Annotated in this window: 13 protein-coding genes; 8 read left to right on the top strand and 5 right to left on the bottom strand. The window is 71.6% G+C overall.

Annotated elements, in window-relative coordinates:
- Positions 1-134 precede the first annotated feature (134 nt).
- From OFY01_RS08360 to OFY01_RS08350, 3 genes are all read right to left on the bottom strand, one after another.
- Positions 135-1091 (bottom strand): RluA family pseudouridine synthase, encoded by a 957-nt coding sequence (locus OFY01_RS08360; protein ID WP_266597854.1) that lies wholly within the window; start codon positions 1089-1091, stop codon positions 135-137.
- A 387-nt stretch (positions 1092-1478) separates the two neighbouring features.
- On the bottom strand, positions 1479-2315 hold the full coding sequence (locus tag OFY01_RS08355) for a siderophore-interacting protein (protein WP_266597852.1): 837 nt from the start codon (positions 2313-2315) through the stop codon (positions 1479-1481).
- Positions 2316-2397: 82 nt separating this feature from the next.
- Positions 2398-3366 (bottom strand): 5'-3' exonuclease, encoded by a 969-nt coding sequence (locus OFY01_RS08350; RefSeq protein WP_407700300.1) that lies wholly within the window; start codon positions 3364-3366, stop codon positions 2398-2400.
- Positions 3367-3601: 235 nt separating this feature from the next.
- On the opposite strand from OFY01_RS08350, the gene OFY01_RS08345 reads away from it, so the two are divergent.
- The 4 genes from OFY01_RS08345 (at position 3602) to OFY01_RS08330 (ending at position 9307) form a co-directional block, all read left to right on the top strand.
- Positions 3602-4648, top strand: a complete 1047-nt coding sequence (locus OFY01_RS08345; protein WP_266597850.1) for a quaternary amine ABC transporter ATP-binding protein — start codon at positions 3602-3604, stop codon at positions 4646-4648.
- A complete protein-coding gene (locus OFY01_RS08340; protein ID WP_266597848.1) occupies positions 4641-7253 on the top strand; it encodes an ABC transporter permease/substrate binding protein in 2613 nt (870 codons plus the stop codon). The genes OFY01_RS08345 and OFY01_RS08340 overlap by 8 nt, the downstream gene beginning before the upstream one ends.
- A 176-nt stretch (positions 7254-7429) precedes the next feature.
- Positions 7430-8020: a helix-turn-helix domain-containing protein gene (locus OFY01_RS08335; protein ID WP_266597846.1), complete on the top strand. Its 591-nt coding sequence runs from the start codon at positions 7430-7432 to the stop codon at positions 8018-8020.
- 339 nt (positions 8021-8359) lie between these two features.
- The gene (locus OFY01_RS08330) at positions 8360-9307 is read left to right on the top strand and encodes an aminoglycoside phosphotransferase family protein (RefSeq protein WP_266597844.1); all 948 of its coding nucleotides are present in this window, start codon (positions 8360-8362) and stop codon (positions 9305-9307) included.
- Positions 9308-9319: 12 nt separating this feature from the next.
- On the opposite strand, the gene OFY01_RS08325 is transcribed toward OFY01_RS08330, so the two are convergent.
- Both OFY01_RS08325 and OFY01_RS08320 read right to left on the bottom strand, forming a co-directional pair.
- On the bottom strand, positions 9320-10018 hold the full coding sequence (locus OFY01_RS08325; protein WP_266597842.1) for a gamma-glutamyl-gamma-aminobutyrate hydrolase family protein: 699 nt from the start codon (positions 10016-10018) through the stop codon (positions 9320-9322).
- A 71-nt stretch (positions 10019-10089) separates the two neighbouring features.
- Positions 10090-10827, bottom strand: a complete 738-nt coding sequence (locus OFY01_RS08320; RefSeq protein WP_266597840.1) for a FadR/GntR family transcriptional regulator — start codon at positions 10825-10827, stop codon at positions 10090-10092.
- Positions 10828-10914: 87 nt separating this feature from the next.
- Here OFY01_RS08320 and OFY01_RS08315 point away from each other — a divergent pair, with 87 nt between their 5' ends.
- From OFY01_RS08315 to OFY01_RS08300, 4 genes are all read left to right on the top strand, one after another.
- Positions 10915-12321, top strand: coding sequence for a glutamine synthetase family protein (locus OFY01_RS08315; RefSeq protein ID WP_266597838.1), 1407 nt, complete (start codon positions 10915-10917; stop codon positions 12319-12321).
- Between the two features lie 8 nt (positions 12322-12329).
- Complete coding sequence (locus tag OFY01_RS08310) at positions 12330-13724, top strand: aldehyde dehydrogenase family protein (protein ID WP_266597836.1); 1395 nt, start codon at positions 12330-12332, stop codon at positions 13722-13724.
- Positions 13721-14503: a 3-oxoacyl-ACP reductase gene (locus OFY01_RS08305; protein ID WP_266597834.1), complete on the top strand. Its 783-nt coding sequence runs from the start codon at positions 13721-13723 to the stop codon at positions 14501-14503. The genes OFY01_RS08310 and OFY01_RS08305 overlap by 4 nt, the downstream gene beginning before the upstream one ends.
- 110 nt (positions 14504-14613) lie before the next feature.
- Positions 14614-14765: DUF2510 domain-containing protein (locus OFY01_RS08300; protein WP_266597856.1), on the top strand; the 152-nt coding region annotated here is incomplete at its 3' end.

Genomic DNA, 14765 nt, shown 5'->3' with positions numbered 1-14765 from the left:
CCGCTCCCGCGGCACCGGCGCCCGCCGCGCCGCCCGAGCCCGCGCGGCACGGCGCCTGGCAGCGCTTCCTGCGCTGGTGGCGCGGCGACTGACGCCCCGCAGACCGTGCCGACCGCGCTGACGGCCCTGACGTGCTAGGTCGTACGAGGCGTCGCCCACGCCTCGTACGACTCCCAGGCCGCGAGCCGCCGCCCGGTGACGAAGCGGTGCTCCGCCCCGGTCACCGGATCGGTGAACTCGAGACTGCGCGCGAGGAGTTGGAGCGGGCGCCGGAAGTCGTCGGGCGCGGCGGGCGGGGCGATGCCCGGGTACAGCGGGTCGCCGAGGATCGGCAGGCCGAGCCGGTTCATGTGCACCCGGAGCTGGTGCGTACGGCCGGTGTGCGGGGTGAGCCGGTAGCGGCCGAGGCCGTCGCGCCGCTCGGCGAGCCGCACCTCGGTGCGGGCGTTGGGCTCCCCGCCGGGAACCTCCAGGGCGGTCAGCACACCCCGCTCCTTCACGATCCGGCTGCGCACGGTGGCGGGCAGCGGCACGTCCGGGTCGTAGGGGGCGACGGCCTCGTACTCCTTGCCGACCCGTCGGTCGCGGAACAGCGTCTGGTACGCGCCGCGCTCCTCGGGCCGCACCACGAACAGCACGAGCCCGGCCGTCAGCCGGTCGAGCCGGTGGGCCGGGCTGAGCGTGCCGATGCCCGTGTCCCGCCGCAACCGTGCCAGGGCGGTCTCGCTGACATGGCTGCCGCGCGGTGTCGTGGCGAGGAAGTGCGGCTTGTCCGCGACGACGATGTGCTCGTCGCGGTGGACGACGTCGAGAGCGAACGGCACGGGTGGCTCGGGCGCCAGGTCCCGGTGGAACCAGACGTGGCCGCCCGGCACGTACGGGGTGTCGCCGCGCAGCGGGCTGCCGTCGGCCGTGACGATCCGCCCGTCCGCGATCATCGCGTCGACCACCCCGTCCCCGGCGGCGAGCCGGGCCACCAGGTGATCACGCACGGTGGACCACGCACCGCCGACCGGCATCCGCACCCGCACCGGATCGACCCCGTCACGCTGAGGGAGCGGGGAGGGCGGGGTACGGGGCTTGCGTCGCATCGGCCCAGAGTACGGCTGAGCCGGCACGCTCCCCGCCCCGGACGACCACCATCGCGCGACCGGCCGCACGCTCCCACGCCTCCCGGCGCCGGGCGGGGTCCCGCGGCACGTGTCGGCCGGTCGGGCGCGCGGCGGCCCGTGCGGTCGTCCTGCGCGGGGCATCGAGATACCCGTGCCGCGGTGGGTGCCTCCGCCGGGGGTGGTGTCCGGAGGGGCCGGGCACCCCGGGGCATGCCCGGCCCCCGGCGCCCCGCGCGCACCACCTCGCGTGCGGCGACAGGTGGCGTGCGCAGGTGCCTGTGAAGGCTCAAGCCCGGCGGCGCCGCCGCGCACCGGGGTCAGGGGTGCCCACCGGGTCGGTCGACCGGGCGCGTCCGGTGCGTCCGTCTACGCGGCGGTCTCCTGTTCCGCCTCCACCTGTGCGTTCCACTCGCGCTTCGACGCCTGCCAGCCGTCCTCGTTGTGGCCGAGGCGCCAGTAGCCGGAGATGGAGAGCTGGTCGCGGGGGATCTCGCGGTCGGCACGCAGGTGGCGGCGGAGCTCCTTCACGAAGCCCGCCTCGCCGTGCACGAAGACGTGCGGGCGGCCCGCGGGGAAGTCCAGGCCCGTGACGGCCTCGATCAGGGCGCTGCCGACCGGGCGGCCGCCGCGGTGCAGCCAGGTGATCGGAGTGGGCGAGTCGATCTTCTGCTCGTCGCCGGGGCCCTCGACCTCCAGGAACACGTGTGCGCGGGCGCCGTCGGGGAGGGACTCGACCGCGGCGGCCACCGCGGGCAGCGCGCTCTCGTCGCCCGCGAGCAGATGCCAGTCGGCCGTGGTGTCGGGGGCGTACGCGCCGCCGGGACCCATGAAGCGGACCGTCTCTCCGGGCTCGACGCGCGCCGCCCAGGGCCCGGCGAGGCCCTCGTCGCCGTGGATCACGAAGTCGAGGGTCAGCTCGCGCGCCGCCGGGTCCCAGGCGCGGATCGTGTACGTACGCGTCACCGGCCACTGTTCCCGCGGCAGTTCCTCGCGGATGCGGGCCACGTCGAACGGCTCCTCGTACGTGACGCCTTCCGGCGCGAACAGCAACTTCACGTAGTGGTCGGTGTATTCGAGGTCGGGGAAGTCGGCGAGGCCGGGACCGCCGAGCACCACCCGCCGCATGTGCGGGGTGAGCCGTTCGGTGCGCACCACTTGTGCGGAACGGGCCTTGCGGGGCTTGCGGGCGGGGCGCTCGGCCATGTGCGGTCTCCCTTGATCCACTGATCCACGTGATCCACGTACTGCTGATCCCGCGCTACTTAGGTTTACCTAAGCTAACACTTCACTCGCTGAGGGTGACCAGCAGCCGCTGCAAAGATCCGCCCAAGCCCCAGCGCTCCGCCAGCGCGTCGAGCATCTCGGGGTCGCGTGGCGCGCGCGGCAGCGCCGTGTCGACGTCCGGCAGCGGCACGTCGTCCGCGACCCGCACCACCTTCGGCGCGAGGGCCAGGTACGGCCGCGCCCCGTCCAGGCGTGCCCGCTGCGTCGGCGTCAGCTTGGACGCCGGATCGTCGACCGCCGCGAGGATCCCCGCCAGGTCGCCGAACTGCGCGAGCAGCTTCGCCGCGGTCTTCTCGCCGATGCCCGGCACTCCGGGAAGGCCGTCGCTCGGGTCGCCGCGCAGCAGCGCCATGTCCGCGTAACCGGCGCCGTCCACGCCGTACTTCTGGCGCAGCAGCTCCTCGTCGGTCAGCTGTAGCGTGCCGACGCCCTTGAGCGGGTACAGGACGCGCCGCTCACGCGCGTCGTCGACGAGCTGGAACAGGTCGCGGTCCCCGGTGACGATGTCGACCGGCCCGCTCGCCCGCCCCGTGAACGTGCCGATCACGTCGTCCGCCTCGTACCCCGCGACGCCGACCCGCGCGATGCCCACCGCGTCGAGCACCGCCTCGATCACGGGGACCTGGGGGGAGAGGGTGTCGGGGACCTCCTCCTCGTCCGGCGTCCCGGCCGGCGTCTCCTCGGCGACGCGGTGTGCCTTGTAGGAGGGGATGAGGTCGACCCGCCACTGCGGGCGCCAGTCCGCGTCCATGCACGCGACGAGTCGGTCGGGGCGGTGGTCGTGCACGAGCCGCGTGATGAACTCGAGCAGCCCGCGCACCGCGTTGACCGGCGTGCCGTCCGGGGCGCGGACGGAGTCCGGAACTCCGAAGTAGGCCCGGAAGTAGAGGGACGCGGTGTCGAGCAGCATCAGGCGTTCGTGCGCCGGGTGGGCCGAGTCTGCCGAGGTTTTCTGGGTCACGCCCCGCATCATGCCGCACCGCGCCGACAGTCACCCAGCGTGCAATACCGCAAGGCAAACGTTGACACCATGTGAACTGGAACACTCTTCCGTTTGATCGGGGTGAGCGGGGGCAGGAGCGCACGCGGAGCGGACCCGGTCGCACTTTCAACAACTTGGGGGTGAGACCGGCAGCGGACCGAATCCGTACCCGCTCCACGGCCCGCCGGCGGGGGAGGCGGGCCGTCTTGGTTCGACCCGAGAGGTGTATGTGTCCAGGCTTGAAGCCGAAGACCTGTACAAGGTGTTCGGCAGACGACCCGATGAGGCGGTGGAGAAACTCCGCCGCGGAGCAGACCGCGAGGAGTTGCGGGCGGACGGCACCACCGCCGCCGTGATCGACGCCTCGTTCAGCGTCGAGTCCGGCCAGATCTTCGTCGTCATGGGTCTGTCGGGTTCCGGCAAGTCCACGCTGCTGCGCATGCTCAACGGACTTCTGGAGCCCACGGCGGGGCATGTGCGCTTCGACGGGCAGGACCTGACCGAGCTCTCGCCGCGCGAACTGCGCGAGGTGCGCTCCCGGAAGATCAGCATGGTCTTCCAGCACTTCGCCCTCTTCCCCCACCGCTCCGTCCTGGAGAACGCGGCGTACGGCCTCGAGGTGCAGGGCGTCTCGCGCGAGACGCGCGAGCAGCGCGCCCTCGAGGCGCTGGAGCTGGCCGGTCTGAAGGGCTGGGAGAAGTCGTTCCCCGACGAGCTGTCCGGCGGCATGCAGCAGCGCGTGGGCCTGGCCCGCGCGCTGGCCACCGACGCCGACCTGCTCCTGATGGACGAGTCCTTCAGCGCGCTCGACCCGCTGATCCGGCGCGACATGCAGGACCAGCTCCTCGAACTGCAGAAGACGCTGAAGAAGACCATCGTCTTCATCACCCACGACCTGAACGAGGCCATGCGCCTGGGCGACCGCATCGCCGTCATGCGCGACGGCCGCATCGTGCAGATCGGCACCGCCGAGGACATCCTCGTCAGGCCCGCCAACGACTACGTCGAGTCCTTCACCAAGGACGTCGACCGGTCCCGCGTGCTGACCGCGGGCGCGATCATGGGCGAGCCCGAGAACGGCTACGACGCGTCCCGGGCACCGGCGACGGTCACCGCCGACACCCCGATCATCGACCTGTTCACGCCCTGCTCGACCAGTGATGTGGCGGTGTCCGTGGTCGACGAGGACGGCGGACTGATAGGCGTCGTACCGCGGGCCCGGCTGCTCGCCGTGCTCGGTGAACCGGTGGGGGTGAGCGCCGATGCCTAAGATCCCCTTCGGCAACTGGGTCAACGACGTGGTCCAGTGGCTGCTCGACCACATGTCGTGGCTCTTCGACTTCTTCCAGTCCGTCTTCGACGGCGTCTACAACGGCCTCGACGACGTCCTGCAGGCGCCCCCGGCGCTCATCATGGCGGCCATCTTCGCCGTCATCGCGTTCTGGCTGCGCGGGACCCTCGCGGGTGTGCTGACCTTCGTCGGCCTCGGGTTCATCGACAACCTGGGCCTGTGGGACCACGCCATGGACACCATGTCGCTGGTCCTCGTCTCCACGCTCATCGCGCTGATCGTCGGTGTGCCGCTGGGCATCTGGGCGGCCCGGTCCAACCGGGTCAGCGCCGTGTTCCGGCCGGTCCTCGACCTGATGCAGACGTTGCCGGCGATGGTCTACCTCATCCCGGCCATCCTGTTCTTCGGCTCCGGCGCCCCCGCCGGCATCGTCGCGACCCTGATCTTCGCGGTGCCGCCGGGGGTCCGCATGACCGAGCTGGGCATCCGGCAGGTCGACCAGGAACTCGTCGAGGCGGCCGAGGCGTTCGGTACGACGCCGGGCAACACGCTGCTCCGGGTCCAGCTGCCCCTCGCCCTGCCGACGATCATGGCCGGTGTCAACCAGGTCATCATGCTGGGCCTGTCCATGGCCGCCATCGCGGGCATGGTCGGCGCCGGCGGCCTCGGCGGTGACGTCAACGAGGCCATCGGCCAGCTCAACGTGGGCCTGGGCGCCGAGTCCGGCATCGCCATCGTCATCCTCGCCATCTACCTGGACCGGATGACCAGCGCGCTCGGCCGGCAGGTCTCCCCGCTGGGCCGCCGTGCCGTCGCCAAGCTCCGTGCCACACAGGGCCTGAACATCTGGTCGTACCGGCCCCGTCCGGCCGTCGCCGTGATCGGCGTCGTCATCCTCGCGCTCGTCGCGGGCGGCATGGGCGTCTTCGGCGGCTCCTCGTCCTCGACGGCCTCCGGCGGCGACGCCACGAACGTCGGCAAGGGCAGGAAGATCACGATCGGCTACATCCCCTGGGACGAGGGCGTCGCCTCCACCTTCCTGTGGAAGGAGATCCTTGAGGAGCGCGGCTTCAAGGTCGACGTCAAGCAGTTCGAGGCGGGCCCCCTGTACACCTCGCTCGCCCAGGGCAGCACCGACTTCCAGACCGACTCCTGGCTGCCGACCACGCACGCCCAGTACTGGAAGAAGTACGGCAAGGACCTTGAGGACCTCGGTTCCTGGTACGGCCCGACCTCCCTCGAGCTGACCGTCCCCGCCTACATGAAGGACATCAACTCCCTGGCCGACCTCAAGGGCAAGGGCGGCGAGTTCGGCGGCAAGATCACCGGCATCGAGGCGAGCGCGGGTGAGTCGGCGCTGCTCAAGAGCAAGGTGCTCAAGGCATACGGCCTGGACAAGGAGTACAAGGTCGCGGACAGCTCCACGCCCGCGATGCTCGCCGAGCTCAAGCGCGCCATCGCCAGGAAGAAGCCGATCGTCGTGCCGCTGTGGTCGCCGCACTGGGCTTACAGCGAGTACAAGCTGAAGAAGCTCAAGGACCCGAAGGGCGCCTGGGGCAAGGGCGACGGCATCCACTCGCTGTCCCGCAAGGGCTTCGGCAGCGACTTCCCCCAGGTCGACAAGTGGCTCAAGAGCTTCAAGATGACCGAGAAGCAGCTCACGGGTCTTGAGGCCGAGATCAACAAGGCCGGCAAGGGCGACCAGCAGTCGGCCGTCAGGACGTGGCTGAAGTCGAATCCGGGCCTGGTCGACAAGCTGGCCCCGGTCCAGAAGCAGTCCATGCCCGGCAAGGGCAAGGACCCCGTGAACGTCGCCTACTTCCCGTGGGACGAGGACGTCGCCGCCACCTACCTGTGGAAGAACGTCCTGGCCAAGAAGGGCTACTCGCTCCACCTGAAGCAGATGGACGTCGGCCCGGTCTACACCGGCCTCGCCAGCGGCGACCTCGACGTCAACTTCGACGCCTGGCTGCCCTACGCGCAGAAGAACTACTGGGACGCGAACAAGAGCAAGCTCAAGGACCTGGGCACCTGGTACAGCCCGACGTCCCTGGAGATCGCCGTTCCGTCGTACGTCAAGGGCGTCAAGTCCCTCGCCGACCTCAAGGGCAGGGGCAAGACCTTCGGCGGGAAGATCATCGGTATCGAGCCGGGCACCGGTGAGATGCAGATCCTGAAGAAGGACGTGCTGCCCGGCTACGGCCTGGACAAGGAGTACAAGGTCGTCGACGGCTCCACGCCGGCGATGCTGGCCCAGCTCAAGCGCGCCTACGCCAAGCACGAGCCGGTCGCCGTCGTGCTCTGGTCGCCCCACTGGGCGTACAGCACGTACAAGCTGACCAAGCTGGCCGACCCGAAGAAGAAGTTCGGCGAGGGCAACACGATCAGGACGATCTCCAACAAGGACTTCCCGAGCAAGTACCCGCAGCTCACGAAGTGGTTCAAGAACTTCAAGATGAGCGAGGACGAGCTCGGCTCCCTGGAGGCCGAGATCAAGAAGGCAGGTCAGGGGCGCGAGGAGCAGGCCGTCTCCACGTGGCTCAAGACCCATCAGGACGTCGAGAGGCGGATGACCGCTTCCTGACGGGCCGAGCCCGACCCGAAGGGGCGGGTTGCGCCGCGGCCGAGCTGTGGCGCAACCCGCCCCTTCGACATGCCGAAGCCCTCCGCGGCTTACTGCGCTCGCATGAAACCGCGCGCCCAACCTGCGTAGGGTGCATGCGAACGGACTCAGGGCAAGGGGTGGGAGGGAGCGGGGTCATGGACGAGCACAAGGAGACACTGCGCGTGGGCGCCGCCGTACGACGCCGGCGCCGCGCCCTGGAACTGACGCTGGCCGCGGTCGCGGAGCGCAGCGGCCTGTCCGTGCCCTTCCTCAGCCAGGTCGAGAACGAGCGGGCGCGCCCCAGCCGCCGCTCCCTGGAGAAGGTCGCCGACGCACTGGGAACGACCGCCGTCGAACTCCTCGCGGCGGCGGACCCGGCTCACACGGTGGACCTGGTGCGGGCCGACGACCGTGACGTCGAGCGCGGCGCGGGCGGCCGGGACGGGCCCGAGTACGTCGTAAGGACCCTGGTCCGCGGGCACCACCAGATGCAGGCTCAGGAGTTCGTCGGCGATCACGACCCGGGCCGCGAGTTCCAGCTGCGCAACGACGTCCTGATGCACGTCATCGAAGGCGCCGCCGAGGTGGAGGCGGAGGGTCGCGTGCACCGCCTCGTCCGTGGCGACACGCTGTATCTGACCGGCGGGGTCCGCCACCGCTGGCGGGCCGCGGGTCCCGACACGAGGGTCCTCGTGGTGGCCGTGGCCGAGCACATCGAAGCCGTGGACGACCACGGGCCCAAGTAGGGCGCGTCACTCGTTCGGGCGCCCCGAAGACGGGCTTTTCGGGGCGCCCGGCCCCGAAGACCGGCAGCTCCGAAGACCGGCAGCCCGAAATCCGGTGGTCCCGGAATCCGGCGGCTCCGGAGTCGGGTGGTCCCGGAGTCGGGTGGCTCCGGAGTCGGGTGGTCCCGGAGTCGGGTGGTCCCGGAGTCGGGTGGCTCCGGAGTCGGGTGGCTCCGGAGTCGGGTGGTCCCGGAGTCGGGTGGCTCCGGAGTCGGGTGGCTCCGGAATCCGGCAGCCCCGGAAACCGCCGGCCCCGAAAACCGGTGGCGTCCGGCGTGGGCCGTCCCGCAGGATCGGCGCATGACCACAGCCCCGCCCGCCCAGGGCGTCCGCCGGCACTGGGACTCCGTCCCGGAGCCGGTGCGGCGCGCGCTGGCGGAGGCGCTGGGCGCACCCGTCGTGCGCGCCCGGACGCAGAGCGGCGGATTCTCCCCGGGCGTCGCGGCCCGCGTCACCCTCGCCGACGGCCGCCGCGCGTTCGTCAAAGCGGTGAGCGCACAGGCCAACCCGCACACCCCGAAGTTCCACCGGGCCGAGGCGCGCAACGCCGCGGCGCTCCCCGAGAGCGTCCCGGCCCCGCGCCTGCTCACCACGTACGACGACGGCACCTGGGTCGCCCTCGCCTTCGAGGACGTGGCGGGGCGCCAGCCTCATGTGCCCTGGCGCGCGGCCGAGTTGACGCGCGTGCTCGACGCCGTGGCCCGTCTCGGCCGCACCCCGGCGCCGCCGGGCACGCGGCCGGCAGTCGACCGGCTCGCGGAGAACTTCGCCGGGTGGCGGCGGATCGTGGACGAGGGCCGGGGGCCGGGGGCCGGTCTCGACGCGTGGAGCGTGCGCAACGCTCCCCGTCTCGCCGAACTCGCGTCCTCCTGGACCGATTTCGCCGACGGCGACATGCTCGCCCACGCCGACCTGCGCGCCGACAACATCCTGCTGACCGCGGACGACGTCGTCTTCGTCGACTGGCCGCACGCCGTGCGCGCCGCGCCCTGGTTCGACCTGCTGGTGATGCTTCCGTGCGTGCGGGCGCAGGGCGGGCCGCAACCCGAACGCGTCTTCTCCGCCCACCCGTTGGGCCGTGCCGCCGAGCCGGAAGGCGTCACCCGGGCGCTCGCCGGGCTTGCCGGGTACTTCCTGGAGCAGGCCGGACGCCCGGCCCCGCCGGGTTTGCCGACGCTCCGGGCGTTCCAGCGGGCGCAGGGCGAGGCGGCCGTGGCCTGGCTGCGGGCGCGGCTCGAAGGCGGGTAGCCGGCGCAGCCGTCAGAACCCGTGCGGCGTCCCCGCGGCCCGTACGAGCCCCTCGGTCACCCGCACGTCCTCGCCCATCTCGGGATGCCACTGCACCCCCATCACCCACGCCATTCCGGGCAGTTCGACGGCCTCCACCGTGCCGTCCGCCGCGTGCGCGGAAGCCACCAGGCCGGAGCCGAGCCGCTCCACCGCCTGGTGGTGGTAGGTGGGGACGTCCGTGGGCTCGGGCACCAGGTCGCCGTAGCGGGTTCCAGGGACCGGGGTGACCGTGTGGCGGCCGAAGACCCCGGTCGCCTCGACGTGCCCGTCGATGTGCTGGCGCAGCGTCCCACCGAGGGCGACGTTGAGCAGTTGCATGCCGCGGCAGATGCCGAGCAGCGGCGTGCCGGACGTCAACGCCGCCCGGATCAGCGCGATTTCCCAGGCGTCCCGCTCCTCGGCCGCGGGGCCGGTCCGCGGGTCGCGCCGCGCCCCGTAGACCGACGGGTCCACGTCGGGTCCGCCCGCCACGATCAGCCCGTCGAGCCGCGACACGACCGAGGGCGCGTGCCGCGTGTCGTCCGGCGGCACCATCGCGGCGAGCCCGCCGGAGCTCTGCACGAGCCGCGGATAACCGGCCGGCAGCAGCGCCGCGGGCAGCTCCCACACGCCCCAGGCGGCCTTCTTCTCCAGGTACGTGCTGACGCCGATCAGCGGCCTGCTCACCATGGTGCCGTGCTCCCTCCAAAGGAATGAATCCACACCTTTGCGGGACACGGGCGGGGAAATCAAGCCCCGTCTCACGTGAGGAAACCGCGCAGCAGCGCCGCGGTCCCCGCACAGTGCTCCCGCATCGTCTCCCGTGCCCCGTCCGCGTCCCCGTCCAGCACCGCCGCCACGAGCGCGGCGTGTTGGCGCTGCGAGTGCTCCAGATTGCGCACGAGCAGCGGGATGCAGTCCAGCAGGTCGTTCACGGTGGCGCGCACCGCCGCGTACTGGGCGGCGAGCGACGGCGAGCCGGACAGTTCGGCCAGGACGAGGTGGAGCAGCGTGTCGTGCCGCCGGTACTCGGCAGGTGGGGCGTCCCGCGTGGCGTCGAGCGCGCCGCGCAGCCGCCGCGCCTGCCCGTCGTCGAGCCCGTAGGTCGCGCACAGGCCCGCCGCGCCGACCTCCAGGACCTCGCGCAGGCGCAGCGCGTCCTCCACGTCGACACCCTCGATACGGCGCCGCAGCTCACCCTCGCCCATCGCCGCCGGGCGCGGCAGGACGAACGTTCCGCCGTACCGGCCGCGCCGGGACTCGACGAGCCCCTGGTCGGCCAGGACCTTCAGCACCTCGCGCAGCGTCACCCGGCTGATGCCGAGCCGCTCGGCCAGCTCCCGCTCCGACGGCAGCCGTTCACCGCTGGGCACCAGGCCGAGGCGGACGACCTGGAGGATCTGCTCCAGGGCCTCCTCGAAGCCGTTGCCCGCCCGCACCGGGCGCAGCACCGTCCCCAGGCCCCCGTCGGTGTCCCTGTCCGCCATCTGGTCCGACATGCGACCCGGCCCCCTTCCCAAGCAAAGGTATCGGGCAATACCTTATGGCCCTCGGCCGGTACCGGCTGATCCAAGGAGGAGCATTCCGTGGCAGACCGCACACCCCCGCTCTCCGTAGAGGAACTGCATGCCCTCGTCGCGAGCGGAGAGATCGACACCGTCGTGCTGGCCTTCCCCGACATGCAGGGGCGGCTCCAGGGCAAGCGGTTCGCCGCTCGCTTCTTCCTCGACGAGGTCCTCGCCCACGGCACCGAGGGCTGCAACTACCTGCTCGCCGTCGACACCGAGATGAACACCGTCGACGGCTACGCGATGTCCTCGTGGGACCACGGCTACGGTGACTTCGCCATGCACCCCGACCTCACGACGCTGCGCCGCGTCCCCTGGAACGAGGGGACCGCGATGCTCGTCGCCGACCTCGCCTGGAACGACGGCTCGCCCGTCGTCGCCGCGCCCCGCCAGATCCTGCGCCGCCAGCTCGACCGCCTCGCCGAACTCGGACTCACGGCCCAGGTCGGCACGGAGCTGGAGTTCATCGTCTTCAAGGACAGCTACGAACGGGCCTGGGACGCCAACTACCGGGGCCTGACCCCGGCCAACCAGTACAACATCGACTACTCCGTCCTCGGCACGGGCCGCATCGAGCCGCTCCTGCGCCGCATCCGCAACGAGATGGCGGGCGCGGGCCTGACCGTCGAGTCGGCGAAGGGCGAGTGCAACCCGGGCCAGCACGAGATCGCCTTCCGCTACGACGAGGCCCTCGTCACCTGCGACCAGCACGCCATCTACAAGACCGGCGCCAAGGAGATCGCCGCACAGGAGGGCGTCTCACTCACGTTCATGGCCAAGTACAACGAACGCGAGGGCAACTCCTGCCACATCCACCTCTCGCTCACCGACGAGGACGGCGCGCCCGCCTTTGCCGCGCAGGACGCCGCGCAGGGTTCCGCGCGGGGCGGGCACGGCTCGGGCGGCACACACGGCATGAAACCGCTCATGCGCCACTTCCTGGCCGGACAGCTCGCGGCCCTGCGCGACTTCTCGCTCCTCTACGCACCGAACATCAACTCCTACAAGCGTTTCCGGGCGGGCTCCTTCGCCCCTACCGCCGTCGCCTGGGGCCACGACAACCGCACCTGCGCGCTGCGCGTCGTCGGCCACGGCCGCTCGCTGCGCTTCGAGAACCGCCTGCCGGGCGGCGACGTCAACCCGCACCTCGCCGTCGCGGGCCTGGTCGCCGCCGGACTGTACGGGATCGAGCACCGGCTCGACCTGCCCGAGGCATGCCCGGGCAACGCCTACACCTCCGGTTACGAGCACGTCCCCTCCACGCTGCGCGAGGCCGCCGAGCTGTGGGAGAACAGCCCGATCGCCAAGGCCGCCTTCGGGGACGTCGTCGTCGCCCACTACCGCAACATGGCGCGGGTCGAGCTCGACGCGTTCGACGCCGCGGTGACCGACTGGGAGCTGCGCCGCTCCTTCGAACGCATGTGAGGGACCCGTTGTCCGACGAACTCCCCGAAGAACTTCCCGAAGAACTCCTCGTACTGAACCCGGCGACCGAGGAGGTCGTCACCACCGTCCCGGCCGCCTCCCGCGAGGACGTCGACGCCGCGGTCACCCGCGCGGCCCGCGCCCAGACGGCCTGGGCAGCCGCGCCCCCCGCCGACCGCGCCCGCCTGCTGCGCCGCTTCGCCGCCACCGTCGACGAACACCTCGAAGAACTCGCCCGGACGGAGGTCCGCGAGGCCGGACACCTCATCGGCAACGCCCGCTGGGAGGCGGGCAACGTGCGCGACCTGCTCGACTACGCGGCAGGTGGTGTCGAGCGGCTGAACGGCCGCCAGATCCCGGTCCCCGGCGGGCTCGACGTCACCATCCTCGAACCGCTCGGTGTCGTCGGCGTCATCGCGCCCTGGAACTTCCCGATGCCGATCGCCGCCTGGGGCACCGCCCCGGCGCTCGCGGCGGGCAACGCGGTGCTGCTCAAGCCCGCCGAGACCACCCCGCTCACCGCGCTCCGGCTCGCCGAGCTCGCTCTGGAGGCGGGGCTGCCCGAGGGGTTGTTCCAGGTGCTGCCGGGCCGGGGGCCGGTCGCCGGTGACGCGCTCGTCGAGCACCCGGGCGTCGCGAAGATCGTCTTCACCGGTTCCACCCGTGTCGGCAAGCGGATCATGGCCAAGTGCGCCGACCGCGTCAAGCGCGTGACCCTCGAACTCGGCGGCAAGAGCCCCAACATCGTCTTCGCCGACGCGGACGTCGAGGCGGCGGCCCTCGCCACCCCCAAGTCGTTCCTCGACAACAGCGGACAGGACTGCTGCGCCCGTACTCGCATCCTCGTCCAGCGCTCCGTGTACGACCGCTATCTGGAGCTGCTCGGGCCCGCGATCGAGTCCGTCGTCGTCGGTGACCCGGCCGACGAGAAGACCGGGATGGGCCCGCTGATCTCACGGGCGCAACTGGAGCGCGTGCGTGCGTTCGTCACGCCGGGCGACGGGATCCACGGCTCGGCGCCCGAGGGGCCCGGCTTCTGGTTCCCGCCGACCGTCCTGACCGATGTGGCGCCCGACGCGCCCGCCGCCGTCGAGGAGGTCTTCGGACCGGTCGCCGTCGTCCTCCCCTTCGACGACGAGGCCGAAGCCGTACGCCTCGCCAACGCCACCGACTACGGCCTGTCCGGCTCGATCTGGACCCGCGACGTGGGCCGCGCCCTGCGGATGTCGGGGGCCGTGCGAGCGGGGAATCTGTCCGTCAACTCGCACTCCAGCGTGCGCTATTGGACGCCGTTCGGCGGCTACCGGCAGTCCGGCCTCGGCCGGGAGCTCGGCCCCGACGCCCTCACCGCCTTCACCGAGACCAAGAACGTCTTCATCAGCACGGAGGAGCCCGCACAGTGACCGAAGACATCATCTGCCGCCGTCTCGTCGGCCGCACCGCGGTCGTCACCGGCGCGGGCAGCGGCATCGGCCTCGCCACCGCCCGCCGTCTCGCCTCCGAGGGCGCCCACGTCGTCTGCGGCGACATCGACGAGAGCGCGGGCAAGAAGGCGGCCGAGGAGGTGGGCGGAACCTTCGTCCAGGTCGACGTCACCGACGCCGAACAGGTCGAGGCGCTCTTCAAGACGGCCCACGACACCTACGGTTCGGTCGACATCGCTTTCAACAACGCCGGGATCTCGCCCCCCGACGACGACTCGATCCTCGACACCGGACTGGAGGCGTGGAAGCGCGTCCAGGAGGTCAACCTCACCTCCGTGTACCTGTGCTGCAAGGCCGCCATCCCGTACATGAGGCGCCGGCGCAGGGGCTCCATCATCAACACGGCGTCGTTCGTGGCCCGCATGGGCGCCGCGACCTCACAGATCTCGTACACCGCGTCCAAGGGAGGGGTCCTCGCGATGTCGCGTGAACTAGGTGTCCAGTTCGCGCGGGAGGGCATCCGGGTCAACGCGCTGTGCCCCGGCCCGGTCAACACCCCGCTGCTGCGCGAGCTGTTCGCCAAGGACCCCGAGCGGGCCGCCCGGCGGCTCGTGCACATTCCCGTCGGGCGGTTCGCCGAGGCGGAGGAGATCGCCGCGGCCGTCGCGTTCCTGGCGAGCGACGACGCCGCGTTCGTCAACGCCACGGACTTCCTTGTCGACGGCGGCATCTCGGGCGCGTATGTGACGCCGCTGTAGGAAGAAGGAGAGAAGGCCCCTCGCAGGAGCAGGCAGGGGCAAACCAGGAGCAGGCCAGGAGCAGGCCAAGAGCAGGCCAGGAGCAGGCCAGGAGTGAGTACAGTGCCCGGATGAGCAGGCCGCCGACACCTCCGCCCGGCTGGTATCCGGACCCGGGGGACCCGTCCGTCGAACGCTGGTGGGACGGCACCGAGTGGACGCAACACCGCAGGGCACCGGGGGCCGGGACGGGAGCGGTGGCGCCGGCCCGTGCGGGCGGCGG

The organism is Streptomyces beihaiensis, from assembly GCF_026274175.1.
Taxonomy (GTDB): domain Bacteria; phylum Actinomycetota; class Actinomycetes; order Streptomycetales; family Streptomycetaceae; genus Streptomyces; species Streptomyces beihaiensis.
Note: the sequence above shows the minus strand (reverse complement) of the source record. Positions and strands in the feature narration are given on the sequence as shown.

Coding starts and splice junctions, on each gene's coding strand:
- OFY01_RS08360 (WP_266597854.1), bottom strand. CDS start 1,091: ATGCGACGCAAGCCCCGTACCCCGCCCTCCCCGCTCCCTCAGCGTGAC.
- OFY01_RS08355 (WP_266597852.1), bottom strand. CDS start 2,315: ATGGCCGAGCGCCCCGCCCGCAAGCCCCGCAAGGCCCGTTCCGCACAA.
- OFY01_RS08350 (WP_407700300.1), bottom strand. CDS start 3,366: ATGCGGGGCGTGACCCAGAAAACCTCGGCAGACTCGGCCCACCCGGCG.
- OFY01_RS08340 (WP_266597848.1), top strand. CDS start 4,641: ATGCCTAAGATCCCCTTCGGCAACTGGGTCAACGACGTGGTCCAGTGG.
- OFY01_RS08335 (WP_266597846.1), top strand. CDS start 7,430: ATGGACGAGCACAAGGAGACACTGCGCGTGGGCGCCGCCGTACGACGC.
- OFY01_RS08330 (WP_266597844.1), top strand. CDS start 8,360: ATGACCACAGCCCCGCCCGCCCAGGGCGTCCGCCGGCACTGGGACTCC.
- OFY01_RS08325 (WP_266597842.1), bottom strand. CDS start 10,018: ATGGTGAGCAGGCCGCTGATCGGCGTCAGCACGTACCTGGAGAAGAAG.
- OFY01_RS08320 (WP_266597840.1), bottom strand. CDS start 10,827: ATGTCGGACCAGATGGCGGACAGGGACACCGACGGGGGCCTGGGGACG.